This is a genomic window from Oxalicibacterium faecigallinarum, assembly GCF_014635705.1.
In the GTDB taxonomy this organism is placed as follows: Bacteria; Pseudomonadota; Gammaproteobacteria; order Burkholderiales; family Burkholderiaceae_D; genus Oxalicibacterium; species Oxalicibacterium faecigallinarum.
Genome location: NZ_BMDI01000001.1, coordinates 965,546 through 991,733, shown reverse-complemented (window position 1 = coordinate 991,733; position 26,188 = coordinate 965,546). Strand labels below are relative to the sequence as shown.

The following is a 26,188-nucleotide window of genomic DNA, read 5'->3' as shown; positions in this document are numbered from 1 at the left end:
CAGATGACGCAGGAAACGGACATGTCCGACCAACCGCCAGAGAGACGGGAGCAAGAACAGGATGCGCCAGATGCGCGTGCCATCGTGCTGGCGACGGTTGCCAAGTTACCGAATCTGCCCGGTGTTTATCGTTATTTCGATGCCGAAAATAATCTGCTGTACGTCGGCAAAGCCCGTGATCTGAAGAAACGGGTTTCCAGCTATTTCCAGAAAAATCTTGCCAGTCCACGCACCGCATTGATGGTGGAGCGTATTGCGCGACTCGAAACCACGGTCACGCGTAGCGAAGCCGAAGCGCTGCTGCTCGAAAACAATCTGATCAAAACGCTGCAGCCACGGTACAACATTCTGTTCCGCGACGATAAATCGTATCCGTATCTGAAGATTACGGGACAGGCGTTTCCGCGCATGGCGTATTACCGTGGGGCGGTCGACAAGAAGAATCAGTATTTCGGTCCGTTTCCCAGTGGCTGGGCCGTCAAGGAATCGATGCAGATTCTGCAGAAGGTATTTCTGCTGCGGACCTGTGAGGATTCGGTCTATGCCAACCGCACGCGTCCATGCCTGTTGCATCAGATTCATCGTTGCAGCGCACCGTGTGTCAATTTCATCAGCAAGGAAGAGTACGCGCTTGATGTTGAGAACGCTGCCAAGTTCTTGCGTGGGCGTCAGACCGAAGTGCTGGAAACTTTGCAGGCAAAAATGCTGGCGTATGCCGAAGAGATGAACTTCGAGCAAGCGGCTGTTGTACGTAACCAGATTACGGCCTTGTCACGCGTGTTGCATCAGCAAAGCATGGATACGGGCAGCGAAACCGACATCGACATCGTTGCGGTCGTGGTACAGGGCGGACGCGCCTGCGTCAATCTGGCGATGGTGCGTGGCGGTCGTCATCTGGGCGATCGTGCTTACTTTCCAACGCATGTCGACAGCGCGCCGACGAATGCGGAAGAGTCACTGGCTGCCGAAGTGATGAAAGCATTTCTTGCGCAGCACTACATCGACAAGTTCGTGCCGTCTTCACTGATCGTGAATACCGAGTTTGACGATCCCGAGTTGATGCTGGCGCTGATGGCGCAATGCGGGCATCGCATCAATCTGATCTTTCAGCCGCAAGGTACGCGCCGTCAGTGGCTGGAGATGGCGCAGAAAGGTGCCGAAATTTCGCTGGCGCGTCTGCTATCCGAACAGGGTTCGCAGCAAACGCGCACGCGCTTGCTGATTGATGCGCTTGGTATTGAAGTCGAGGATATCGAAACATTCCGCGTCGAGTGTTTCGATATCAGTCACACGCAGGGTGAGGCAACGCAGGCGTCATGCGTGGTGTTTCATCATCACGCCATGCAGAATGGCGAATATCGTCGCTACAACATCAACGACATTACACCGGGCGATGATTACGCTGCCATGCGGCAGGTACTGCAGCGACGGTACGAGAAAGTCGCCAATGGTGAGGGCGTGATGCCGGATGTGGTGTTGATCGACGGCGGTAAAGGTCAGGTCGAAATGGCGCGTCAGGTGTTCACCGAGCTTGGTCTCGACATCAGTCTGATCGTCGGTGTGGCCAAAGGCGAAGGGCGCAAAGTGGGTCTGGAAACGCTGGTTTTTGTCGATGGACGTGCGCCGCAGGAACTTGGCAAGGAATCCGGTGCTCTGATGCTGATTGCGCAGATTCGCGACGAAGCGCATCGCTTTGCGATTACCGGTATGCGAGCCAAGCGAGCCAAGGCACGTCAAACATCGCGTCTCGAAGAAATCGAAGGAATCGGTGCCAAACGGCGACAAAAACTGTTGGCACGTTTTGGTGGCTTACGGGGCGTGATCGATGCCAGTGTGGAGGATTTGGCGTCGGTCGAGGGCATTTCGCGTCAATTGGCGGAAGACATTTACAAGCAATTGCATTAGATTACGGGGGCGGCGCCTTATGGCGTATGCTGTACCGACTGGAAAACAAGTTCTGCCATGCCTTTCAATATCCCGATTCTCCTTACCTGGTTGCGTGTTGCGCTGATCCCGCTGATGGTTGGCGTGCTGTATATCCCCGATTCCTGGCTGGGTTCGTTCAACAAGACGCAGGGGCTGATCGCCACCGTTATTTTCATCGTGGCTGCACTGACGGACTGGATTGATGGCTTTCTGGCACGTCGCTGGAATCAGACCTCGGCATTTGGTGCATTTCTCGATCCGGTCGCCGACAAGCTGATGGTGGCGGGTGCCTTGCTGGTGCTGATTGAATTGCAGCGTGTTGATGCCATCATTGCCTTCATCATTATTGGCCGCGAGATTACGATTTCTGCCTTGCGCGAGTGGATGGCACGGATTGGTGCTTCCAAGTCGGTAGCGGTCAGCTCGCTGGGCAAGATCAAGACGGCGGCGCAAATGACGGCAATTCCAATGTTGCTTTATTACGAAGATATTTTCGGTATCAATCTGCAATTCTGGGGCGACAAGCTGTTATGGGTTGCCGCGGTGCTGACGGTATGGTCAATGTTTTACTACTTGCGCAAGGCGTGGCCACTGATCAAAGAGAAGGGTGGAAATTTGCTGTAAATGGCAAGCAAGATTGCTTGACAAGTGAAGGCATTCCTCTATAATGCACACCTGTCGATGCGGGAGTAGCTCAGTTGGTAGAGCGATACCTTGCCAAGGTATAGGTCGAGAGTTCGAGACTCTTCTCCCGCTCCAAAGTTTCTAAGAAGGAAGCTGATCCAGGCTTCCTTTTTTAATCTGATGGGTGCGCATAATCCCATCGACAAAAAGTTTATGCGGGAGTAGCTCAGTTGGTAGAGCGATACCTTGCCAAGGTATAGGTCGAGAGTTCGAGACTCTTCTCCCGCTCCACATACGGTAGAGTTTTTCGGAACTTCACTATAAAAAAGGAACCTTGGGGTTCCTTTTTTATTTCCATTTTGCCTTTTTCACAGCGTGCTTCCTGCAGGCATAGATGAACATTGCTTTGTCAGCAGAGTTGCGCCTCCGGCTTGCCCAAACGGGTATGTGATTTTTTCCTTGCACAGCATTATTGAAAATCACGACTGTTGATATTCAAAGCGCCCAGCAAATGGGAATGATCCACGATGCGCTTGGCAACCAGATGATGCACGTCGTCCTTGGTTTGCCAGATGCCATAGACCGTCATCAGCTGCGCATTGAGAATTTCCTTGCGCTGCTTTTCAATCAGATCCGGCCAGATGATGACGTTGGTGATGCCGGTTTCATCTTCCAGTGTGACAAACATGGTGCCTTTTGCTGTTGGTGGTCTCTGACGCATGGTGACGATTCCCGTTGTACGCGCAATTTTTCGATTGGCAAAACCACGCATTTCCAGTGCGGTTGATAAATTCATTTGCTTGAGTCGGGGTCGCAACAGGGCAAGCGGATGCCGCTTGAGGGTGAGCCCGACACTGGCGTAATCAGCCACGATTTCCTGTCCTTCACTGGCAGACGGGAGGATGAGAGGTGCTTCGTTGATGGGGGCATCACGCAATAGGGCCGACGCAGGTCGCATTGCCGAGACATCCCATTTGGCCTGTCGACGATGGCCACTCAATGGCAATAACGCATTGGCGCGTGCGAGTGCGCCGAGTTCGAACTGATCGAGTTGCGCGCGACGTGCCAGATCATCGATGCTGCAGAATGGTTGCTGCATGCGTGCACGAACAATCCGCGCCGCGCTGTCTGAGGAAAGTCCCTTGATCATCGACAATCCGAGACGTACTGGCGGCATGTTCGAATGGATATCTTCCAATGTACATTCGATATCGCTTTGCATGACATCAACGGGATAGACAGGCACGCCATGACGTTTAGCATCTTGCACGAGCTGGGATGCAGAATAAAAGCCCATTGGTTGCGAGTTCAGCAAAGCAGCCAGAAAGACGGAGGGATGATGCCGCTTGATCCAGGCGGATATATAGACCAGCAGGGCAAAGCTGGCGGCGTGCGATTCCGGAAAGCCGTATTCACCGAAACCTGCAATCTGTCTGATCAATCGTTCGGCAAACTCAGGCTCGAAGTTGTTTTTTGCCAGACCGGCTCTCAGTTTGTCGTTGTATTCCTCTAGCGTGCCTTTGCGTTTCCAGGCTCCCATGGCACGACGCAGCTTATCGGCCTCACCGGGCGTGAAGCCTGCCGCATCGATAGCGATCTGCATGACTTGCTCTTGAAAGATTGGAACGCCATGCGTTCGTTCCAATGCATTTTTAAGCTCATCACGCAGGACAAGTTCTCCCCTGGGAATGTGCCGCTGTGTCAAATATGGATGTACCATGCCGCCCTGTATCGGGCCGGGACGCACGATAGCGACCTGTACGACGAGGTCATAGTATTCACGTGGACGCAGGCGCGGCAACATCGACATTTGTGCACGTGACTCGATCTGGAAGACGCCAATGGTGTCGGCTTGGCAGATCATGTCGTAAGTGTAGGGATCTTTATCCGGGATGTTGCGTATCTCGTAAGCTGGCTCATTCAGGCGTACACGCAGCATATCGATGGCACGTCGTATGGCGGACAGCATGCCAAGTGCCAACACATCGACCTTGATCAGTTTGAGCGATTCAAGATCATCTTTGTCCCATTGAATGACACTGCGATCTTTCATTGATGCATTCTCGATCGGGACGAGCCTCGCCAGATTGTCGCGCGCAATGACAAAGCCCCCGACGTGCTGAGAGAGGTGGCGTGGAAAGCCGATCAACGTTCCGGTTAATTCCACCAGTTTTTGCACGATGGGGGATTGCGGGTCAAAACCGCATTCCCGCAATCGCTCTTCGCGTACTTCTCGTCCATCCCACCATTTGTGTGAAGTGGATAGGCGATTAACCTGATCGAAATCCAGTCCGAGTGCCTTGCCAACATCCTTCATGGCGGAGCGTGGGCGGTAGGTAATCAGTGAGGCGGCAAGCGCGGCACGATGGCGGCCGTACTTTTGGTAGATGTACTGCATGACTTCTTCACGGCGCTGATGTTCGAAGTCGACATCGATATCCGGTGGTTCGTCACGCTCGCGTGAGATGAAGCGCTCAAACAAGACGCTGCTCTGCTCCGGATTGACGGCGGTAATGCCAAGGCAAAAGCAGACCACGGAATTGGCTGCGGAACCGCGTCCCTGACAAAGGATGTTACGGCTGCGCGCAAATTTGACGATGTCATAGACCGTCAGAAAAAAAGGTTCATAACCCAGCTCGGTAATAAGCGTGAGTTCATGTTCTATCTTTCTCTGAATATCTGCGGGGATGCCTGTCTCGCGCCAATGGTTGGCTGCACCTTCATAAGTCAGACGCCGTAAATAGCCGGACAGGGTTTCGCCCTGCGGTACGATTTCTTCCGGATACTGGTAGCTGATCTCGGTCAGAGAAAAATTGCAGCGCGCGGCAATGCGGAGGGTTTCCTGCAACAAGTCGGCGGCATATATCTGCGCCAGTCGCATCCGTGATCGCAGATGCTGTTCGGCATTGGGCTGCAGGTCCAGGCCGCAATCGGCGACCGTTTTTCCCAGTCGGATGGCTGTCAGTGTGTCCTGCAAGGGCTTGCGTGAACGGACGTGCATGAGCACGGCACCGCTTGCGGTGAGCGGCAATGCGGTTGCTGCGGCAACCGCGTGTAGCTGTGCCAGCCAGGCATCGTCATCCGACCAGTACAACAATTCGACGGCTATCCAGGCACGAGTCGGAAACGTCCGGGCAAGCCATTGCGCCTGCTCTTCAATGATCTTCTGATCTGTCCCGCGCTGTGGAATCAGGAGGGCGAGGCAATCCGGCAGTCCGGCAAGATGTGGTGCGGACGACAACGTGTTCGCATGCTCCAGATCGTGACGATGCAGTTCGTAACGGCCTTTTTCGGCACGTCGGCGTCCGATGGTGATGAGCTCGGACAGGTTGCCGTAACCGTTCAGATTGGTCGCCAGCAGGACGACCTTGGTACCGCAAGCGAGGGTGATCTCGCTGCCAAGAATCAGGCAAAAGTTGTCGCCTCGTTTTTTTGCTTCTACGTGTGCACGTACAACGCCAGCGAGCGAGCATTCATCGGTGATGGCAATGCCGCGGTAACCCAATTGAAATGCGCGCTCGACCAGTTCTTCCGGGTGTGAGGCACCGTGCAGAAAGGTAAAGTTGGACTGGCAATGCAGCTCGACATAGTCAGGTAGTGCATGGGACATGTGTAAGCCTGAAATTTATTTACTCATGTGTATGAGCGCCAATGAGGTGTCGCATGCATGAACGCTCATCCAAACAAGCCGTGCAAGAACCAGCGCGGACCATCGTCTTCCGTGCCAATGCGCGTGCGAAAAATCCAGAGCAGCAAATGTTGTTCATTCTCGGCAATGAAATAGTCACGTGTGGCCAGTGCGTCATCCCACCAGCCGGCTTCAATGCGTTCTGGTCCGGTGAGCAACAATAATGGCGAGTGATAAACCGGCTTGTGCTGACGGGTACGCAGTGGCAGTGGTTGCGGCAATAACCAGCTTGGTCTGGTTGCGGCGCTGAGAGGCTGTCGACGCGATCTGTTCTGCTGTTGGGGCGATACGTTGAACACACTGCTTGCGACATTGCTGTATTCCGGTCGATGGTCACCCCATGGTGCAAGTTGCTTGACCGCGTCTTTCCCCAGGCGATTCTGCAGGCGTTCGATCAGACGACTACTTGATTCTGACTGCGATGCAGATGTGGCAAACAGTTCGGTATTCGGTGCGGCCTGTTGCGCAATCTGATCGGCATGCAGTGACAGTTCGATCACAGGTGCATGCAATGTCAGCAGCGCCAGCCGCTCGCGCAGCAGAAGCGTCAAATGCTCCGGGTCGCGACTTGCCATGCCCAGCACAATCGTCAGAGGTGTGCGTTGATGATCACGTCGACGACTCGATTCGTGATGCATCCAGAGCGTGATGCCCGAGACAACTGCGTGACGGGCGGTCAGCCAGCCAGTGAGTTGCAATACCAGACGGCGTGCTGCAAATAACAGCGATTCGGCATGTTCTACGCGGGATATCAGCTCTAGTCTTGCCTGAAAAATCGTGGGCGCTTCAAACCATGCGTGGGCTTCGGTTTCCTTGCCATATGCGCGATCGATTTCGGTCAGCAGCAGTTTGCCGAAACGACGTGTGATGCCAGCGCGCGGCAATTGCCGCAATTGGCCGAGTGTGTGACAACCAATACCATGCAAGGTGTCGATCCAGGGTTGAGCATGAGTGAGTACATGGACCGGCAGAGAATCGAGTGCGTGCTGTTCGTCGTGGAATGTTTTTTGTGACGGACATTGTGCGAGCAGCCAGGCGGCAGTCGCTGTGGAGGCCATGGCAAGATTGCCGTGCAAGCCCAGTTGCCGGATGCCCTGCAACAAGCGGTGCGCAATATTGTCGGCACCGCTGAACAGACGCAGGCTGGCAGCGACTTCCGCCAGCAGTCCGCATCCGCGCAGGGTGACGTGCGGTGTAAAGTGCAGGCTCCATAGTGCGGCTTCGTGCAGGGCACGTATTTCTTCCGGTGGCGTGCGTGGAACGATTTCCAGCTGAGCGTTCAGCGCACGCGCATTCCCCTCCGACATGCCAGCACGAATGCCCGCATCAAGCGCTGCCGTATTACACCAGCCAATGCGCTTGTGGTCCGAGACAGCCAGCGGTAACTGTGCAAGTTGCTCAGATGCGTACCGGCATCGCAGCACGATGTCGAGCGGCAGTTGCGGCAAGTGCAGCGCGATCCACAGCATAGGAAGGGACTGGAAAAACGGGTTTGCTCATGGCGCGTGTTGCAAATGGCGTCACGAGAATATCGGGGATGGAGAGCGGAACGAGAACAGGTTCTGTATGGACAGGGCCACGGCGTTTAATGATCTCGACCGACATGCGTCCGCTTGCCGCAGGCCGACATACCATGCGTAACGGTGCCGGTGAAGATTGCGTGCTGTCTTCCAGCGGACGGAATACAAACGTCAGGCCATCGCCATTGGCTGCGGCCAGTTGCAGGCGTCGCAAATGATCGGTGCGTGCCTTGGGCAGCCAGCATAACAGGGCGCCAAAGCTGGCGCTCTTGAGCGCCTGTTCTACTGCCCAGATGCGATCGGTTGGTTTGTCTGCCTCGATCAGCAAGACGTGTTTGAGATCAATACCCAGTTCGGTCAGTGCAGCCGCAAAAGGAATATGCGGTGGTGCCAGCAGAATGACGCTTTTACCGGCCTTGGTCAGTTGCGAGAGCGTGGGTGCCAGCAGACGTAATTCGCCAATGCCCGGATTCGACAAAAGTAATTCGATCAGTACAGAAGGTGGCCAACCGCCGTTGGGCAATTCCTTGTCGAGCAGACGAAAGCCGGATGCCACAGGCCTGGTTTGGCTTGCGCCCATCTGATTGCCACGCCAGACATTGTCCGGCAGTGTCGCCAGAATGGATGGTTGCGAATGTGCTTGTGCTGTCGAAAGGGCTGCCATGAAAACCTCCAAATACGATCGGAATAGCGCGCTACTGGCGTAAGCGCACGATCAATATACTGTATATTCATACAGTATAAAAGGTCTGTCTGGCATTTAACCGAAAATATTTATCGGCGTTGTTTTTTGCCTCCGTGGTGGATGGACTGCGCTCAAGCGCCGTGACGTGGCGTTATTTGCTTTGTACTTCCTTGACGATTTCGTTGCTGAGTGCTTCGACTTGCTTGTCCGTCATCGGCGAGAAAATGCCCTGCCATGCGGAAGACGTCGTGTTGTAGTTGCGTTCACCCAGCAGGGCGCCGGTGCGGGCATTGATGAACTTGACATTCGCATCGACGAAGGCATTGCCGGAGAAGGCGCCGAGGCCGTAACGGGTGCCAGTGCCGATATAGCGATAATCCTTGATCTGGACGGCGATGACCGTGCCATCCTGACCAGTCGCGCGTGGTTTGCCTTCCTGTTCGCTGTAGCCGGCACCAATGCCGCTTGCCGCTGTTTTCATGCCGTATTGCCAGGCTGCTTTCAATTTTTCCCAGTCGCCGCCAGCGGTGTGCTGTTTATCGCCGCTCAGGTTGAGGGTGATGTTTTTGGCGGATGCGGCGGATGTTTTGATCGCGGGTGCGCTGGATGAGGTGTTGTTGACGGTCGCAGCACAGCCGGTCAGGAGGAAGAGGGTGAGGGGCAATCCAAGCATTTTCATTTGTCGTTCTCCAAGGGGGCAAAAGAAAAGATATCAAAAAGACATCTTTTTTATCATAACCCAACTTGCAAGAACTTCAAAATGTGCTGGCTTGTGTGTGTTCCTTTGGGAAAGGTCGGGAAATTAACGCGGCGTTGACTTGCTTGACTCAATCAACGCCATGCGGCGACGTATGCGTTGCGCTTCTTCTGCGGCACCTGCTTGCTCGGCACGCATTGCTTGCACGTTCAGCCAAGCCAGTAACGGACGTTGCCATCCTTGTGCCGAGGCAGTATCCACGGCCGTTTGCAGAACGGTAGGGGTTGCGCGATGACTGCGAAATAGCACGCCGGCAGCAATCAGGCGCGCGAAGGGATCGTCGATGCCTTGCAATGCGGCTGCGGCGGCAGTGTCACTTGAGGCAGCAGCCGTCGAACGTTGTGTTGTTGGCAGGAGGGAGACTTCCTGTGTTGTGATCGTTCCTGCCAGATAATCGGCATAGGCGCGTTCCTCTGCGGACGCATCCTGACGCAATCGGGTGAAACCGGCGCAGTCTTCCAGAATCAGACTGGCCACACGTGCTGCGCAGCGTGTCAGTTCCAGTCGTGCCAGCAGGTCAATCTTGCCGGTGCGAGCGACTTCCTTGTAGGCGAGCGCAAACTCCTGTTGCTCGACACGATCATTGCCTTCGAGGTAGGCGGTGGTTGATCGTTCGATGCCGCTTTTGGCCTCCATCTGCCAGTCGGGGGCGGGTGTGCCGGCACAGGCCGTCAGCAAGAATAGCGAAACCAGAATGGTTGTGCGTGAAAGAGAGAACATCATGGCAGTTTCAACTCCGTATCACGTGCAAATGGCCATTTGCGGTTGAGTTCATTGACCAGTTGTTCGACCTTGCGCACGCTTTTATCGACATCGCCGCGCAAGGTGTCCAGATCAGCCGTTGCTGCACGGGCGTTACCGGCAACTGCTTGTGCATCCGTCAAAACGCTGTCGAGTTTTTTCAGACTCTGACGCGCTTCGCCGAGCATGGCGTTGAGCTGGACGATGGTGGCCTGACTGTCGCCATCCTTGCCGAATACCTGCGCATCGGCCTTGGCCAGCAAACCGTCGACGCGAGTGAGCACGCTATTGGCGCGGTCAATCGTGACGACCATTTTCTGTGCATCCTTTTCATTGCCGAGCAAGGCACCGAGCGCACCATTCGGCCCGTTCAGTTTTTCGGTCAGCGCCTGTACGTTGGCCAAGGTTGCATAGAGCGAAGATTGCGCGTCGCTCAGGCTGTTGAGGTTTTCGATCAGTTGCTTGGCGGATGCAACCAGCAAGGGGATTTCTGCCGCGACGTCGCCGACCAGCAAGACACGCTCGGCACCGGCTTCCAACGGCGGGTCATCCGGCAAACCGGTGAACGCGCGCAGTTTGGCGCCACCAACGATTGGTTTTTCCATCGCGAAAACGCTGGAACTGCGTAGCCAGTGCGCATCTTTTTCGGCAACAGCGACGATCATGCGTGCCTTGCCATCCTTGCCCAGTTCAATGCGGCTGACCCGTCCGATCGGAAAGCCGGAGAATGTCAGATCCATGCCTACTGTCACGCCCTCCGCATCGTCGGCCAGCAATACCAGATCCTGCGTGGATTCGAACGCGCCGCGTGCATACATCAGATAACCAATCGCGCTGCAGATCATCACGACCAGAAAGACAAGCAGCATGGCTGCCTTGAACTCAAGATTGCCGGGCGCAAGTGCAGCGGCAGTCGATGGCGGCAGGGAGTCGGATGGGGGTGTTTGTTCAGGCATGAATACTTGACCGGAGTTAGTAGTAGTTGCCCATCAAGGAGGCAATTTCAATCAGCAGTAAAACGGCAAAAAGCCGCACCATGGCAGCCAGTTCGTTGGCGGCTTTGGAGCGGCTGTGCAATGGCACACCTTGCGTTGAGTACAGCGCCGATGCAATCGGAATCAGGGAAACGGCCAGGCTGAAAAAGACCGTCTTGAGAACAAAGATCATGGTCACGGCGGGATTGAAGATTTGCCCGACGATGCGTGTGTAGCCGGGTAAAGCCCAGTGATTGAAACCATAGATCGATAGGTAAGCAAGAATCAGTGTCAGGATGCAACTCAACGCCGCCAGCATCAGAACCGAAAAAATACCGGCAGCGGCGCGAGGAAAAAACTCCAGTCGCAACGGGTCAAGGCCTTGTGCACGCATGGCATGCAGGTCGCCGCGCGCGCGCATCTCAGCCAGTTCGACGCCGTCGGGCAAGGTGCGACGCAGGGCGATGAAGAGTGCGGCCGTCAGCGGAATCAACTCGAGCACCAGCACGCGCACGACCATCTCCAGCGCATAGCGAGACAGGCCGTAGCTGACCGCCGTGACGACCACAATACGGATCAGGATCAGACTGATTAACGCGGATAGAACAGTGAACCAGATCAGGTTGGCATTGGTACCCAACACAATCTGATAGGCGACAGCGCGGCGATGTTCACGGCGATAGCTGGCCGGTGAAAACATCAGTGACAACATCATTACGCCGAACAGCAGGGTGCGCCAGCTACCGACAAGCCAGCGCTGGGCGCTGCGGCTCATGCGGAAAAGCGGATTGGATGTCGAAGCCTTGACGATCATAGTGGCATGGTAGCAGCGATTTTTATGCCAGACATGTGGAAGTGTTGACGCGATGGGAAAGAAGGTGCTGCGATTCGCGCTTATCCGGTCGCCAGAGATACCAGTGCCAGTAGCAGTGCGATGAACAGCGCTGCGCCAATCAGTGCGGCAAGGATGACGTAGACAGGATTGAGTCCGGTGACATCCGTCTCGTAATCGCTGCGTCTTCGCAAACCGATGAATGACCAGAACACGGCGATCAACGTGGCGATGAAGGATTTCTTTTGCGGCGGTTGTTTGTTTGGCTCCTGCATCACAACTCCTCGTTCAGGTTAGTGATGGTGCAATGATGGTCGGTCAGAGCGTGGCGAGTAATTCGGCCAGTTGATCGGCGCATTTGCCCCAGCCTTCATGGAACCCCATTTTTTCATGTGCTTCACGATCTTCGACACGCCAATGGACGACACGCGCGGTGTATTTGGTTTTGCGTCCGCCGTCTGCTGCTTCGAAGGTGATGATGCCGGTCATGAAGGGTTTTTCCGATGGCAGCCAGGCGCTGATATAGGCATCCGTAAATACCAGACGTTCATTGGGTATGACGTCCAGATAGATGCCTTGATTCGGATACTCATTGCCATCCGGATCGCGCATGACAATCAGGTTGCTGCCGCCAGCACGCACGTCGTTTTCCACCCTGGCGATGCTCCACGGCCTGGGCACAAACCATTGTTTGAGCAGTGCCGGATCCGTCCATGCCTTGAAGACGAGAGCAGGTGGCGCATCAAACGTACGACTGAGTATCAGTGTGCGATCTGCGGGTGTTGCTGTCGTCATGGCATTCTCCTTTGACCCGGCATGCAACCGGTGGGTTAGGTGGTGAGCTGCGTTAATGCTTCGATCAATTTACTGCATTCTTCCTGCGTGCCGATGCTGATACGCAAATACTGGTTGATGCGTGGATGCTTGAAGTGGCGCACGATAATGGCACGTTCGCGTAATCCTGCCGCTAGCTGTTCCGCAGAAAATGCGGAATGCGTGGCAAAGACAAAGTTGGCGCTGGATGGCAAAACGGAGAATCCGAGTTTTTGCAGCGCTTGCGTGGTTTGTTCGCGGTTGGTGATGACGTCGGACAGCGTTTTCTGAAAGTATGCTTCATCCTGATAACTGGCGATGGCGCCAGCAACGGCCACGCGATCCATTGGATAGGAATTGAAACTGTTTTTCACGCGTTCCATACCATCGATCAAATCCTTGTGGCCAACAGCAAAGCCGACACGCAGGCCTGCCAGTGAGCGCGATTTGGAGAAAGTGCGCACGACCAGCAGATTCGGATAGCGCTGTGTCAATGGCATGGCCGTTTCGCCTCCGAAGTCGACATAGGCTTCATCCACAACGACCAGCGTGTTTGGTTTGGCGATCAGCAGATTCTCGATGGTCGAGAGTGGTAATGGAATACCGGTTGGTGCATTCGGATTCGGGAAGATGATGGCACCGCAGTCACGATCAATGTAATCGGCCGTACTGATTTCCATCTGCTGCGTGAGCGCGACTTCGTCATAGTCGATGCCATACAGCTTGCAGTAAACCGGATAGAAGCTGTAAGTGATGTCAGGGAAAAGCAGTGGCGCATCATGCTTGAGCAGCGCCATGAATACAAAAGCCAGTACTTCATCGGAGCCATTGCCGACAAAAATTTCTTCAGGTTTGACCTTGTGATAAGCGGCCAACGTCTGCTTGAGCTGTGAAGAGTCCGGGTCAGGGTAGAGGCGCAATGAATCCGCAGTGACCGCGTGCATGGCCGCCATGACTGCTGGCGAAGGCGGATACGGATTTTCGTTGGTATTCAGTTTGATCAGACCGCTGACCTTCGGTTGTTCGCCGGGAACATAGGGTGTCAATGTGCGTACCAGCGGGCTCCAGAATTGGCTCATGCATTTTCCTTTAAAGATAGAGCGTTATTCTATAGCGAGCCGGAGCTGAAAATGATGTTGATGGACAGAAGTCGCGCAATGACTGGCTCAGGCGCTTCTGGTAGAGTGCCGCCATGAGTAAATTGTCCCTTGACCGCATCCTGCAATCGCAGGGATTCGGCACCCGTAAATATTGTCGTAATCTGATCGAAGACGGCGAAGTCAGTATCAATGGCGAGATTGTCGATGACTACCGTGCGACATTCGATACGACTGGCCTGCATTTCACGATTTTTGATGAAGAGTGGGAGTATCGCGAGCATGTTTATATCGTGCTCAACAAGCCGGCCAACTTCGAATGTTCACGCAAGCCCAGCCATCATCCGGGTGTGCTGACGTTGTTGCCGGAGCAGTTCACATGGCGCGAGTTGCAGCCGGTGGGACGTCTGGACCATGATACGACCGGGATGCTGCTGATGTCGGACGACGGGCCATTCATCCATGCTCAGTCTTCGCCCAAGCGACATATTCCGAAAGTCTATGTGGCGACGACCCATGAACCGGTTACGGATGCCTTGATTGCACAACTGCTGGATGGCGTGCAGTTGCATGACGAACCCGCGCCGCTGGCGGCACAGACCTGCCGCAAGGTCGATGATTATCAGATCGAGATCGTGCTGGAGCAGGGCAAATACCATCAGGTCAAGCGCATGCTGGCAGCGGCTGGCAATCACTGCTCGGCATTGCGCCGTATTGCAATTGGCGAGTTGATGCTGGATGCGTTGGATCTGGCCGAGGGAGAGTGGACTTATCTGGACGAAGCGCAACTGGCGCTGTTACGACCTGCTCAGTCTTGATATCTAATGAAGGGGCAGAATCTGCGTGATTTTGCCCTCGCTTGTTTTCTGGTGAACGTTCGTTTGCCGTTCTGCTTGCAGCCTGTTTTCGTTTCTCTGCTTGTTCCCTATCTTTTATCCACTTGTGGCGCCGGATGACGATGTGATCGTTCGTTCGTGATTCCGTACACCCAGACCGGATAAGGGTTTGCGGCGGATAGTCATCTTGTCATGTTGCCCCTTTCTGACGGTTTCTGAATATCAGTCAGTCGCGGCTTGAATATCTTCCGACATTTATTTTTAAATCGCACTATAATCAATTCACTGTCATAACAGATATTCACAAATGAAATTGTTTTGAAATATTTCAAGAGTGTTGAATTGTCTTTCTGATACTTGCCTTTGATGCCATGAAATCGCGTTCCCTGATGACCTTATGTCTTTCGCTTCTGCTGCTGTTCTCGCAGCAGATGGCGTTCGCGGGTGCGCTCGACCATGTGCAGCGAACGGCATTCGATCACCAGTGCACGATGGAAGAGGGCGCAGCCGCTGATGGCGAGCTCTTCAAGCATCTGGCGATTGACGAATGCGACGACGCGCCTACCAGTGCCGTTTATTCGCAGGCAGTCCACAAGACTGTCTTCCATACAGCAGCAGTAGCTTTCGAGCAGCTGTTCTACGTCACTCCTTCTCACTACTTCTCGCGCGCTCCGCCGCGCCTCTAGCGGATAGTCGGCGCAGGCATCGTTACGGCGGTGTGCACTGCAACGAAACGAACAGACGGCTCAGACCGTAGCGTTTTTGCAGTCCCTGATGCAGCCGGATCACGGCTATCCGCAGTCATCCAGAACACGACCTGATCGGCCCTGTGCGGCCCGACAGGAACAGGACTTCATGACTTGAGAGGTAGTAATAATGAATAGCACGCAAACTGCAGTCGCCAATGCGGGCGGCACAGGTTACAAAAATCGCTGGGCCCAACTGTTCATCGGCATCATTTGCATGGCCTTTGTCGCCAATCTGCAATATGGCTGGACCTTGTTTGTTACACCAATGGACGAAGCACACCACTGGGGCAAGGCAGCCATTCAGCTGGCATTCTCGATTTTCATCGTGACCGAAACCTGGCTGGTGCCAATCGAAGGTTATCTGGTTGATAAATTCGGTCCGCGTCCGGTGGTTGCGGGCGGTGCGATCTGTGCCGGCCTTGGCTGGATCATCTACAGCTTCGCGTCGACCTTGCCAATGCTGTATGCCGGTGCCGTTGTCTCCGGTATTGGTGCCGGTTGTGTCTACGGTACCTGCGTGGGTAATGCGCTGAAGTGGTTCCCGGATCGTCGTGGTCTGGCTGCTGGTCTGACTGCTGCCGGTTTCGGTGCCGGCGCTGCGGTCACCGTGATTCCGATTGCCAACATGATCCAGACCTCGGGATACGAAAAAACCCTGCTGACCTTCGGCATCATTCAGGGCGTGGCGATTTTTGTTCTGTCGATGCTGTTGGTGAAGCCTGTCGCACCGAAAGCTGCTGTTGCCAAAGCCGGTACTGCCAACAAGAAGGACTACACGACCAAAGAGATGCTTGGCATGCCGATTTTCTGGGTGTTGTATGTGATGTTCGTGCTGGTGGCTTCCGGTGGCCTGATGGCAACGGCGCAGCTTGGTCCCATCGCAACCGACTACGGTCTGGCTTCGTTGCCTGTCACGCTGTTCGGTGTGACCTTGCCCTTGCTGACGATGACCCTGTCCATCGATAACGTGGCAAACGGTATTACGCGTCCATTGTGCGGTTTCGTTTCCGACAAGATCGGTCGTGAAAATACCATGTTCATCGTCTTTATCGGTGAAGGCTTGTCGCTGCTGGGCCTGATGACCTGGGGCCATAACATGTATGCCTTCATGGTGTTTGCTGCACTGATCTTCCTGTTCTGGGGTGAAATTTTCTCCATCTTCCCGGCAACCTGTGCCGATATCTTCGGTTCCAAATTTGCCGCCGGTAACTCCGGTACGTTGTACACGGCAAAGGGGACGGCTGCATTGCTGGTGCCGTTGGCTTCGGTATTTGCCGTGAATGGCAACTGGAGCCGCGTGTTTGTTGCGGCTGCCGTGATCACGATCGCTGCAGGTTTGTCGGCCAAGCTACTTCTCGGTCCGATGCGCAAACGTCTGCTGGCCAAGGAGGCAGGCCTGGCGCAGCAGGAAGAGGCGCAACAGGGCGTGGCAGCTTAATACGTTGTTTTCGCGTCTAATGTGAAAAAAGCCGATGCATCTGCATCGGCTTTTTCATTGGGCGACTGAAATCAGCTGCCAAAAAAACCAAACATGCCATCGTTTTCAAAGCGCAGATCTTGCGTGTTTTGCATCAGCGTGACGATGCCATTCTGGTTGAAGTGAATGTACATGACGGAATTCCACGCACCGCTTTCCCTGTAGTGGTAAGACCAGACTTCCAGTTGCTGGCGCGGCAGATAGGAGGTTTCGGATGGATGCCCCACTGTACGCAACACATCCATTTTGGTTGCGCTATTCAGCGTGATTTTCGCAAAGTGCTGTGTAGTCAGCACCTGTTCGTACGAACGCAACTTGCGATCGGGCCCAAATTTGGCAAGATGAGTGGCCTGTCCCCAGGGATTGCGGTTGTACTCAAGAATGTCGCCATCGTCGCTCGGAATGCGTGCAGTCGGTGCTCCCAGTTGGCTGATAACCTGCTCTTCAGTCTCGCCAAGTTGCAATGCGGCAGGTTGCCAGACGGCACATGCGCTCAACGCAAGCGTTAAAATGGCGGCAGCGGCGGTCTGTACTATTGTTTTTTGGCTACTTTTCATCGTTTTCCTCTGAAATCAGGCAAGAAGTTTGAAGCGGGCCTGCATTTTCCGTTATACTCCCGCCTTGGTCATTTCGACCAAATCTATTAATTGTTGTTCACGATGTGCCGGGGTTGTGACTCCACGCATCGCATGTGAAAGGTCTTATCATGTCGCTCGAAAAATCCGCAAAGGCAAGCATTGTTGCCGATAACGCACGCAGCCAAAACGATACCGGTTCGCCGGAAGTGCAAGTCGCTCTGCTGACCGCACGCATCAATGACCTCAATGGTCACTTCAAAGAACACTCGAAAGATCACCACTCCCGTCGTGGTCTGATCATGATGGTTAATCGTCGTAAAAGTTTGCTCGCTTACCTGAAAAGCAAAGATCTGAATCGCTATCGCGATCTGATCGCCAAGCTCGGTCTGCGTAAGTAATTCGTTGCAGCATATTATCCAGCTTTACTGAAAGTGCCTGCGTCAGTTCTCTGATGCGGGCATTTTGTTTTTTGCAGTTTGCTTGTGTAGGGCGAAGTGGCAGTGAAAACCGGAATTGATAACCGGAGTGGAGCAGGAGATTAAACGATGCATGTTCCGTGTGTCGTTGTGGTGAGGTGAACGACAGCCCCTGAAAATCTGTCGGCAAATTAGAAAGGAACATCCGTGTTTAATAAAGTCACCAAAACTTTCCAGTACGGCCAGCATCAGGTCACGCTTGAAACGGGCGAAATCGCTCGTCAATCTACGGGCGCCGTACTTGTATCGGTTGAAGATACCGTTGTTCTGGCAACCGTTGTTGCCAAGAAGGATGCCAAGCCAGGTCAGGATTTTTTTCCGTTGACCGTTGATTACATCGAGAAATCGTATGCAGCCGGCCGTATTCCAGGCGGCTTCCTCAAGCGTGAAGGTCGTCCTTCCGAGAAGGAAACGCTGACCTCGCGTCTGATCGATCGCCCAATTCGCCCATTGTTTCCAGAGGGCTACCTGAATGAAGTGCAAATCATCGTGCACGTTCTGTCGGTCAATCCGGAAATCGATCCGGACATTCCAGCCATGATCGGTGCATCGGCTGCCTTGTCGGTTGCCGGTATCCCATTTGCCGGCCCTGTCGGTGCTGCCCGTGTTGGCTATATCGATGGCCAATATGTTCTGAACCCAACCGCAACGCAATTGACCAAGTCGCAACTGGATCTGGTTGTTGCGGGTACCGAGCGCGCTGTGTTGATGGTGGAATCGGAAGCGCAGCAACTGTCAGAAGAAGTCATGCTGGGTGCCGTTGTTTACGGTCACGAGCAAATGAAAGCCGTGATCGATGCAATCCATGAACTGGTGCGTGATGGCGGCAAGCCGGAAGTCCAGTGGTCACCGGCACCGAAAAACGACGCGCTGATCTCGCGCGTTGCGCATTTTGCAGAAAGCAAGCTGCGCGCTGCCTACCAGACCAAAGACAAGCAGGCACGTACGACGAAGCTGAAAGATGCCTCTGCTGAAGTGATGGCGGAGCTGGCAGCTGAAGCCGCATCGATCGGTGGCGAAGCGCCGGATGCCGCTGAAGTCGGCAATATCCTGTTCGATCTGGAAGCCAAGATCGTTCGCTCGCAAATCCTCGAAGGCGAACCACGTATCGACGGTCGCGACACCCGCACCGTTCGTCCGATCTCGATCCGTACGGGCGTATTGCCACGTACCCACGGTTCGGCATTGTTCACACGCGGTGAGACGCAGGCACTGGTCATCGCCACGCTGGGTACTGCACGCGACGAGCAAAAGATCGATGCACTGATGGGTGAATACTCGGATCGTTTCATGATGCACTACAACATGCCTCCGTTTGCAACCGGTGAAACCGGTCGTGTCGGCACGCCGAAGCGTCGTGAAATCGGTCACGGTCGTCTGGCCAAACGTGCACTGGTTGCTGCGTTGCCAGCGCCGGAAGAGTTCAGCTATTCGGTACGTCTGGTATCGGAAATCACCGAATCCAACGGCTCGTCGTCGATGGCGTCGGTTTGCGGCGGCTGCCTGGCGCTGATGGATGCTGGCGTACCAATGCAATCGCACGTTGCTGGTATTGCGATGGGTCTGATCAAGGAAGGCAATAAATTTGCCGTTCTGACCGATATTCTGGGCGACGAAGATCACCTCGGCGACATGGACTTCAAGGTTGCCGGTACGGCAAACGGTATCACCGCGCTGCAAATGGATATCAAGATCCAGGGCATCACCAAGGAAATCATGCAAGTCGCACTGGCGCAGGCAAAAGAAGGTCGCGTGCACATTCTGGGCGAAATGGAAAAAGCGCTGCCAAGCGGTACCGCTGGCAAACTGTCCGACTTTGCGCCACGCCTGATTACCATCAAGATCAATCCGGAAAAAATCCGTGACGTCATCGGTAAAGGTGGTGCGGTGATTCGTGCATTGACTGAAGAAACCGGTACGCAGATCGATATCAGCGATGAAGGTGTTGTTACCATCGCTTCCGTTGATGCAGCTGCAGGTCAGGAAGCCAAGCGTCGTATCGAAGAGCTGACCGCTTCGGTTGAAGTTGGAAAAATCTACGAAGGTACGGTTCTCAAGCTGCTGGATTTCGGCGCCATCGTGCAAGTCATTCCAGGCAAAGACGGTTTGTTGCACATCAGCCAGATTGCCAACGAGCGTGTCAACGCCGTTGCCGACTATCTGAAAGAAGGTCAGCAAGTTCGTGTGAAAGTGCTCGAGACGGACGACCGTGGTCGCTTGAAATTGTCCATGAAGGCAGCGGTTGCGGATGAAAATCCGGAGCCGGCAGCTGTTCAGGAATAAGCAGCATTGCTTCGATAAGCCGCCCGACGCGCAAGCCGAGGGCGGTTTTTCTTTGCGGTAATCGTTGCTTCAGTTTGACCGTGCTCTGTGCAGCGGGCTAGAATAGCGGGTTATTGGAATTCTGGATTACTTATGCGCCGCAAACTCGTCGCAGGCAACTGGAAAATGAATGGCAGCCTGGCTGCCAATGCTGCGTTACTGGCGGATGTGAAAGCCGATTTCGCAAGTGAGGCCTGTGATGTTGCGGTGTGTGTGCCGGCACCTTATCTGGCACAGTGCCAGGCTTTGCTGGATGGTAGTCCGATTGCGCTGGGCGCGCAGGATGTATCGAAGCATGAAGCGGGCGCGTATACGGGTGAAGTTTCCGCTGCGATGCTGCTGGAGTTCGGCTGTCGTTATGTCATCGTTGGTCATTCGGAGCGGCGTGCCGCTTTCGGTGAAAGTGATGAACTGGTAGCAGATAAGGCAGCACGTGCCATTGAGGCGGGATTGGTGCCGATCGTGTGCGTGGGTGAAACACTGGCGCAGCGCGAAGCAGGGCAGACCGATACGGTCATTGGGGCGCAAATCGATGTGGTGCTTCACCGTCTTCTGTCCGGCACTGTTGATCGGATTGTTGTAGCATACGAGCCGATTTGGGCGATTGGTACCGGTAAAACGGCCACGCCGCAAATGGCGCAGGATGTGCATGCAATGTTGCGCAAACGCATACAAGCGGTTGATGCGCAGGCTGCGAATGTTGTTCGAATTCTGTACGGCGGTAGCATGAAGCCGGACAATGCCGCAGAGTTAATGGCGATGCCGGATATTGATGGCGGCCTTGTTGGTGGTGCGGCATTGAAGGCCAAGGATTTTCTCGCGATTGCGTGTGATGTGTAATGGCGAAGCAATAACGAGTTTATTTACGATTATCTAGAACTGGAAGTTAAATTAAATGAATAGCATGCATACCCTCATCGTCGTCCTGCAGGTGCTGTCGGCACTGGCGATCATTGGCCTTGTGCTATTGCAGCATGGTAAAGGTGCTGATATGGGTGCGTCGTTTGGTTCTGGTGCATCCGGTAGTTTGTTTGGTGCAACAGGTTCTTCCAACTTTCTCTCGAAGATGACGGCGCTTGCAGCGGTCATCTTTTTTTCGGCAACGCTGGGTCTGGCATTTGTAAGTAATGCGCCTGCCACTGTTGGTGGTGGTGTGATGGAAAACGTTCCGGTTTCTGACGTTCCTGGTGCTGCACCCGCTGCGCCGGCAAGTTCTTCCGTGCCGGGTGAAAAACCAGCGGCGCCAGTCGGAAATGATCGTTCCAACGAAGTGCCAAAATAACTTTGTGTTCTTCCTGTTTTGATGTGATTGCACATTGAATAAAAGCATCAAAGCAGGTTAAAATAGAAGTCTTGCCGACGTGGTGAAATTGGTAGACACGCTATCTTGAGGGGGTAGTGGCGAAAGCTGTGCGAGTTCGAGTCTCGCCGTCGGCACCATAAAATTTAAAAGGCCAGCAAGGGTGAGTCCAAGCTGGCTTTTTATCGACAGAGTCCTGGGCTCCGTCAAACAAGTATTTTTGCGAAATTTGCCAACCGCTTAGCCAATATACTGTCATCGTGAATCTCGAAAACTATTTCCCCGTCTTGCTTTTCATTTTGGTGGGCATCGCTGTTGGTGTCCTGCCTCAGATTCTCGGGCGCGTTCTGGGTCCGTACAATCCTACTGCACAAAAACTTTCTCCTTACGAATGCGGCTTTGAGGCATTCGAGGATGCGCGCATGAAGTTCGATGTGCGCTATTACTTGGTTGCGATTCTTTTCATTCTCTTCGATCTCGAAGTTGCCTTCCTGGTTCCTTGGGCGGTAGCCATGCATGATGTCGGAATGGTGGGATTTTGGGCGATGATGATTTTCATTGGTGTACTGACCCTGGGTCTGGTGTACGAATGGAAAAAAGGCGCGCTGGATTGGGAGTAAGTCATGGCAATTGAAGGCGTATTGAACGAAGGTTTCATCACCACCACGGCTGACAAGCTGATCAACTGGACGCGTACGGGCTCGCTGTGGCCGATGACGTTTGGTTTGGCGTGCTGCGCGGTGGAAATGATGCATGCAGGTGCGGCGCGTTACGATCTGGATCGTTTTGGTGTGGTGTTTCGTCCCTCGCCACGTCAGTCCGATGTGATGATTGTTGCCGGTACCTTGTGCAACAAGATGGCGCCAGCCCTGCGCAAGGTGTATGACCAGATGCCGGAGCCGCGCTGGGTGATTTCGATGGGTTCCTGCGCAAACGGTGGTGGTTACTATCACTATTCCTACAGTGTCGTTCGCGGTTGCGATCGTATTGTTCCTATTGATGTGTATGTGCCTGGCTGTCCTCCGACTGCCGAGGCGCTGCTGTACGGCATTCTGCAATTGCAGAACAAGATTCGTCGTACCTATACGATTGCTCGATAAAGACTGCGGTTAGATATGACGACCAAACTCGAACTTCTCGAAGCGGCTCTGCGTAACGCGCTGGGTGATCAGCTTCAAACTTTGACGGTGGCGCTGGGTGAAGTGACCATCGTTGTCAAGGCGGCAGATTATCTGTCTGCCATGCGTGTGCTGCGTGATCACTCGGATCTGCGTTTCGAAGAGCTGATCGATCTCTGTGGCGTGGATTACTCGACGTATGGTGATGGCGTCTGGGAAGGTCCGCGTTTTGCCGCGGTTTCCCATTTGCTGTCGATCTCGCATAACTGGCGTCTGCGTGTGCGTGTATTCGCGCCGGATGATGAGATGCCGGTAGTTGCTTCGGTTATCGATATCTGGCCGGCAGCAAACTGGTTTGAACGTGAAGCATTCGACTTCTACGGCATCCTGTTTGAAGGTCATAACGATCTGCGTCGCATTTTGACCGACTACGGCTTTATCGGCCATCCTTTCCGTAAGGATTTCCCTGTCTCTGGTTACGTTGAAATGCGTTACGACCCTGAGCAAAAGCGCGTGATTTACCAGCCGGTCACGATTGAGCCGCGTGAAAACGTGCCACGTGTGATCCGTGAAGAACAGTACGGGATGAAATAATGGCTGAGATCAAGAATTACACACTGAACTTCGGTCCTCAGCACCCAGCAGCACACGGCGTGTTGCGTCTGGTGCTTGAGTTGGATGGTGAAGTCATTCAACGTGCGGATCCGCATATCGGTCTGCTGCATCGCGCAACCGAAAAGCTCGCTGAACAAAAAACCTATCTGCAATCTGTGCCTTACATGGATCGACTCGATTATGTGTCGATGATGTGCAACGAGCACGGTTACGTGATGGCGATCGAAAAACTGCTGGGTCTGGAAGTGCCTTTGCGTGCCCAGTACATCCGCGTCATGTTCGATGAAATCACCCGTATCCTGAATCACCTGATGTGGATCGGCGCACATGCGCTGGACGTGGGCGCAATGGGCGTGTTCCTGTACGCATTCCGTGAACGTGAAGATCTGATGGACTGCTATGAAGCAGTGTCGGGTGCACGTATGCACGCTGCTTATTATCGTCCAGGTGGCGTCTATCGTGATCTGCCGGACAGCATGCCGCAGCACAAGGCTTCGGTCGTGCGCAATGCAAAAGCGATCCAGAAACTGAACGAAAATCGTCAAGGCTCGCTGCTGGACTTCATCGAAGATTTCACCAATCGTTTCCCGACTTATGTCGACGAATACGAAACCCTGTTGACAGATAATCGTATCTGGAAACAGCGTCTGGTTGGTGTGGGTGTGGTTTCGCCTGAGCGTGCGAAGGCAATGGGCTTTACCGGTCCGATGTTGCGTGGTTCCGGTATTGAATGGGATCTGCGCAAGACCCAGCCTTACGAAGTTTACGACCTGCTGGATTTTGACATTCCTGTCGGTACCAACGGCGATTGCTATGACCGTTATCTGGTACGTGTCGAGGAGATGCGTCAGTCCAATCGCATCATCAAGCAATGTATCGAATGGCTGCGTAACAACGCTGGCCCTGTCATGACCGACAACCACAAAGTGGCACCGCCATCGCGTGTTGGCATGAAGTCGAACATGGAAGATCTGATTCACCACTTCAAACTCTTTACCGAAGGCTTCCACGTGCCGCCAGGTGAGGCGTATGCGGCGGTGGAGCATCCGAAGGGCGAGTTTGGCGTTTATCTGATTTCCGATGGTGCCAACAAGCCATATCGCATGAAGATTCGTGCGCCAGGTTTTGCGCACTTGCAGGGCATGGATGAAATGTCCAGAGGCCATATGCTGGCAGATGCTGTGACCATCATTGGTACGCAGGATATCGTGTTTGGTGAGATTGACCGCTGATCCGCGGGCAATGAGTAGAGGCATAAAAATGCTGTTATCAGAACAAGCGTACAAAAAAATCGATCGCGAGATCGCCAAGTTCCCACCAGAGCAGCGTCAGTCTGCCGTGATGGCAACGCTGGCGATTGCGCAAGTTGAAACCAACTGGTTGTCGCCGGAAGTCATGCAGGAAATCGCTGACTATCTGCGCATGCCTGCCATTGCGGTTCAGGAAGTCGCGACTTTCTACAACATGTACAACACCAAGCCGGTTGGCAAATCGAAAATCTCGGTTTGCACCAATCTGCCTTGCCTGCTGTCGGGCGGTGAGCGTGCAGCGCACTATCTGAAAGAAAAGCTGGGCATTGACTATCGTGAAACGACCGAGGACGGCCAGTTCACGCTGCTGGAAGGCGAGTGCATGGGTGCCTGTGGCGATGCGCCGGTCATGCTGGTCAACAATCATCGTATGTGCAGCTTCATGTCGAACGAAAAAATCGATGCTCTGGTAGAGGAACTGAAGAAATGACCAGCTTGCACAATCGTCATATCAAGCCGTTGATTTTTGCAAATCTGACTGGCGATAACTGGGGTTTGCAAGACTACGTCAAACGTGGCGGCTACGAATCTCTGAAGCGTATTTTGAGCGAAGGCATGACGCCTGATCAGGTCATCGCTGAAGTCAAGGCATCGACGTTGCGTGGTCGTGGTGGTGCGGGCTTCCCAAGTGGCTTGAAGTGGAGCTTCATGCCGAAGAACTACGAAGGCCAGAAATATCTGGTCTGTAATTCGGATGAAGGCGAGCCTGGTACATTCAAGGATCGCGACATCCTGCGTTACAACCCGCATTCGGTGATCGAAGGTATGACGATCGCTGCCTATGCGATGGGTGTGACGGTCGGTTACAACTACATCCGTGGCGAGATCTTCGGCGAATATCAACGCTTTGAAGAAGCGCTGGAGCAGGCGCGTGCGGCCGGTTTCCTCGGCGATAACATTCTGGGTTCGTCTCATAGTTTTCAGCTGCACGCATTCCATGGTTACGGCGCCTACATCTGCGGGGAAGAAACCGCGTTGCTGGAATCGATCGAAGGCAAAAAAGGGCAGCCGCGCTTCAAGCCGCCTTTCCCAGCCAGCTATGGTTTGTTTGGTAAGCCAACCACGATCAACAATACCGAGACGTTCGCTGCTGTCCCGTTTATCTTCCAGGTAGGCGCAGAAGCTTATGCCGGACTGGGCAAGCCAAACAACGGCGGCACCAAGATTTTTTCGGTGTCAGGCGATGTGACCAATCCTGGCAACTACGAAATTCCTCTGGGTACGCCTTTCGCGACCTTGCTTGAACTGGCAGGTGGTGTACGCGATGGCAAAAAACTCAAGGCAGTCATCCCGGGTGGCTCTTCCGTGCCTGTCGTGCGCGGTGACGTCATGATGGCAACCGATATGGATTACGATTCGGTCGCAAAAGCAGGTTCGATGCTGGGCTCCGGCGCAGTGATCGTGATGGACGAGACCCGTTGCATGGTCAAGTCACTGTTGCGTCTTTCGTATTTCTATTTTGAAGAATCCTGTGGTCAATGTACGCCGTGCCGTGAAGGTACTGGCTGGTTGTATCGCATGGTGCAGCGTATCGAAAACGGTCAAGGTCGTGCAGAAGACCTCGACATGCTCAATTCGATCGCTGACAACATCCAGGGTCGTACGATTTGCGCACTCGGCGATGCGGCCGCAATGCCAGTTCGCGCAATGATCCAGCAGTTCCGTGAAGAGTTTGTGTACCACATCGAGCATAAGCATTGCTTGGTGCCCGCTTACGTATAGCAGCCCACTTCGTATATTGATACCTAGT

General features: G+C 54.0%; 26 protein-coding genes and 3 tRNA genes. 18 read left to right on the top strand and 11 right to left on the bottom strand.

Features of this window, described 5'->3' with window-relative positions:
• Positions 1-21 precede the first annotated feature (21 nt).
• The 4 genes from uvrC (at position 22) to IEV29_RS04775 (ending at position 2,841) form a co-directional block, all read left to right on the top strand.
• Positions 22-1,905, top strand: a complete 1,884-nt coding sequence (gene uvrC, locus IEV29_RS04790; protein ID WP_188380096.1) for an excinuclease ABC subunit UvrC — start codon at positions 22-24, stop codon at positions 1,903-1,905.
• Between the two features lie 57 nt (positions 1,906-1,962).
• Positions 1,963-2,550, top strand: coding sequence for a CDP-diacylglycerol--glycerol-3-phosphate 3-phosphatidyltransferase (gene pgsA, locus IEV29_RS04785; protein WP_188380095.1), 588 nt, complete (start codon positions 1,963-1,965; stop codon positions 2,548-2,550).
• 59 nt (positions 2,551-2,609) lie between these two features.
• A tRNA-Gly gene (locus IEV29_RS04780) sits at positions 2,610-2,685 on the top strand.
• Between the two features lie 80 nt (positions 2,686-2,765).
• Positions 2,766-2,841 (top strand) — tRNA-Gly (locus IEV29_RS04775).
• Between the two features lie 178 nt (positions 2,842-3,019).
• Here IEV29_RS04775 and IEV29_RS04770 read toward each other — a convergent pair.
• From IEV29_RS04770 to hisC, 10 genes are all read right to left on the bottom strand, one after another.
• Positions 3,020-6,160 carry an error-prone DNA polymerase gene (locus tag IEV29_RS04770; protein ID WP_188380094.1) on the bottom strand — a complete coding sequence of 1,047 codons (3,141 nt, stop codon included), beginning with the start codon at positions 6,158-6,160 and terminating at the stop codon, positions 3,020-3,022.
• Positions 6,161-6,225: 65 nt separating this feature from the next.
• Positions 6,226-7,707, bottom strand: a complete 1,482-nt coding sequence (locus IEV29_RS04765; protein ID WP_229726234.1) for a Y-family DNA polymerase — start codon at positions 7,705-7,707, stop codon at positions 6,226-6,228.
• Complete coding sequence (gene imuA / locus IEV29_RS04760; protein WP_188380093.1) at positions 7,637-8,422, bottom strand: translesion DNA synthesis-associated protein ImuA; 786 nt, start codon at positions 8,420-8,422, stop codon at positions 7,637-7,639. Before imuA ends, IEV29_RS04765 begins: the two co-directional genes overlap by 71 nt.
• Positions 8,423-8,594: 172 nt before the next feature.
• Complete coding sequence (locus IEV29_RS04755) at positions 8,595-9,122, bottom strand: hypothetical protein (protein WP_188380092.1); 528 nt, start codon at positions 9,120-9,122, stop codon at positions 8,595-8,597.
• Positions 9,123-9,245: 123 nt separating this feature from the next.
• Positions 9,246-9,923 carry a hypothetical protein gene (locus IEV29_RS04750; protein ID WP_229726233.1) on the bottom strand — a complete coding sequence of 226 codons (678 nt, stop codon included), beginning with the start codon at positions 9,921-9,923 and terminating at the stop codon, positions 9,246-9,248.
• Positions 9,920-10,897 (bottom strand): MlaD family protein, encoded by a 978-nt coding sequence (locus tag IEV29_RS04745; RefSeq protein ID WP_188380091.1) that lies wholly within the window; start codon positions 10,895-10,897, stop codon positions 9,920-9,922. Before IEV29_RS04745 ends, IEV29_RS04750 begins: the two co-directional genes overlap by 4 nt.
• A gap of 16 nt (positions 10,898-10,913) precedes the next feature.
• A complete protein-coding gene (locus IEV29_RS04740) occupies positions 10,914-11,729 on the bottom strand; it encodes an MlaE family ABC transporter permease (protein ID WP_229726232.1) in 816 nt (271 codons plus the stop codon).
• 80 nt (positions 11,730-11,809) lie between these two features.
• A complete protein-coding gene (locus IEV29_RS04735) occupies positions 11,810-12,022 on the bottom strand; it encodes a DUF2970 domain-containing protein (RefSeq protein WP_188380090.1) in 213 nt (70 codons plus the stop codon).
• 43 nt (positions 12,023-12,065) lie between these two features.
• Complete coding sequence (locus tag IEV29_RS04730) at positions 12,066-12,542, bottom strand: SRPBCC family protein (RefSeq protein ID WP_188380089.1); 477 nt, start codon at positions 12,540-12,542, stop codon at positions 12,066-12,068.
• Between the two features lie 35 nt (positions 12,543-12,577).
• A complete protein-coding gene (hisC, locus tag IEV29_RS04725) occupies positions 12,578-13,639 on the bottom strand; it encodes a histidinol-phosphate transaminase (protein ID WP_188380088.1) in 1,062 nt (353 codons plus the stop codon).
• A gap of 113 nt (positions 13,640-13,752) precedes the next feature.
• On the opposite strand from hisC, the gene IEV29_RS04720 reads away from it, so the two are divergent.
• The 3 genes from IEV29_RS04720 (at position 13,753) to oxlT (ending at position 16,680) form a co-directional block, all read left to right on the top strand.
• Positions 13,753-14,475: a pseudouridine synthase gene (locus IEV29_RS04720; protein ID WP_188380087.1), complete on the top strand. Its 723-nt coding sequence runs from the start codon at positions 13,753-13,755 to the stop codon at positions 14,473-14,475.
• 389 nt (positions 14,476-14,864) lie between these two features.
• A complete protein-coding gene (locus tag IEV29_RS04715; RefSeq protein ID WP_188380086.1) occupies positions 14,865-15,179 on the top strand; it encodes a hypothetical protein in 315 nt (104 codons plus the stop codon).
• Between the two features lie 190 nt (positions 15,180-15,369).
• Positions 15,370-16,680: an oxalate/formate MFS antiporter gene (gene oxlT / locus IEV29_RS04710; RefSeq protein ID WP_188380085.1), complete on the top strand. Its 1,311-nt coding sequence runs from the start codon at positions 15,370-15,372 to the stop codon at positions 16,678-16,680.
• 71 nt (positions 16,681-16,751) lie between these two features.
• On the opposite strand, the gene IEV29_RS04705 is transcribed toward oxlT, so the two are convergent.
• Entirely contained in the window at positions 16,752-17,276 is a 525-nt protein-coding gene (locus tag IEV29_RS04705) for a hypothetical protein (protein WP_188380084.1), read from the bottom strand.
• A 149-nt stretch (positions 17,277-17,425) separates the two neighbouring features.
• Here IEV29_RS04705 and rpsO point away from each other — a divergent pair, with 149 nt between their 5' ends.
• From rpsO to nuoF, 11 genes are all read left to right on the top strand, one after another.
• Positions 17,426-17,695, top strand: coding sequence for a 30S ribosomal protein S15 (gene rpsO / locus IEV29_RS04700; protein ID WP_188380083.1), 270 nt, complete (start codon positions 17,426-17,428; stop codon positions 17,693-17,695).
• A gap of 225 nt (positions 17,696-17,920) precedes the next feature.
• The gene (pnp, locus tag IEV29_RS04695) at positions 17,921-20,056 is read left to right on the top strand and encodes a polyribonucleotide nucleotidyltransferase (protein ID WP_188380082.1); all 2,136 of its coding nucleotides are present in this window, start codon (positions 17,921-17,923) and stop codon (positions 20,054-20,056) included.
• Between the two features lie 132 nt (positions 20,057-20,188).
• Complete coding sequence (gene tpiA, locus IEV29_RS04690) at positions 20,189-20,935, top strand: triose-phosphate isomerase (RefSeq protein ID WP_188380081.1); 747 nt, start codon at positions 20,189-20,191, stop codon at positions 20,933-20,935.
• Between the two features lie 55 nt (positions 20,936-20,990).
• Positions 20,991-21,377 (top strand): preprotein translocase subunit SecG, encoded by a 387-nt coding sequence (secG, locus tag IEV29_RS04685; RefSeq protein ID WP_188380080.1) that lies wholly within the window; start codon positions 20,991-20,993, stop codon positions 21,375-21,377.
• A 73-nt stretch (positions 21,378-21,450) separates the two neighbouring features.
• Positions 21,451-21,535: transfer RNA gene (locus IEV29_RS04680), tRNA-Leu, on the top strand.
• Positions 21,536-21,655: 120 nt separating this feature from the next.
• The gene (locus IEV29_RS04675; RefSeq protein ID WP_188380079.1) at positions 21,656-22,015 is read left to right on the top strand and encodes an NADH-quinone oxidoreductase subunit A; all 360 of its coding nucleotides are present in this window, start codon (positions 21,656-21,658) and stop codon (positions 22,013-22,015) included.
• A gap of 3 nt (positions 22,016-22,018) precedes the next feature.
• On the top strand, positions 22,019-22,495 hold the full coding sequence (locus tag IEV29_RS04670) for a NuoB/complex I 20 kDa subunit family protein (protein WP_188380078.1): 477 nt from the start codon (positions 22,019-22,021) through the stop codon (positions 22,493-22,495).
• A gap of 15 nt (positions 22,496-22,510) precedes the next feature.
• Positions 22,511-23,107 carry an NADH-quinone oxidoreductase subunit C gene (locus tag IEV29_RS04665; RefSeq protein WP_188380077.1) on the top strand — a complete coding sequence of 199 codons (597 nt, stop codon included), beginning with the start codon at positions 22,511-22,513 and terminating at the stop codon, positions 23,105-23,107.
• Positions 23,107-24,360, top strand: coding sequence for an NADH-quinone oxidoreductase subunit D (locus IEV29_RS04660; protein WP_188380076.1), 1,254 nt, complete (start codon positions 23,107-23,109; stop codon positions 24,358-24,360). The genes IEV29_RS04665 and IEV29_RS04660 overlap by 1 nt, the downstream gene beginning before the upstream one ends.
• A gap of 28 nt (positions 24,361-24,388) precedes the next feature.
• Complete coding sequence (gene nuoE / locus IEV29_RS04655; RefSeq protein WP_188380075.1) at positions 24,389-24,868, top strand: NADH-quinone oxidoreductase subunit NuoE; 480 nt, start codon at positions 24,389-24,391, stop codon at positions 24,866-24,868.
• Entirely contained in the window at positions 24,865-26,160 is a 1,296-nt protein-coding gene (gene nuoF / locus IEV29_RS04650; protein ID WP_188380074.1) for an NADH-quinone oxidoreductase subunit NuoF, read from the top strand. The genes nuoE and nuoF overlap by 4 nt, the downstream gene beginning before the upstream one ends.
• Positions 26,161-26,188: the final 28 nt, after the last annotated feature.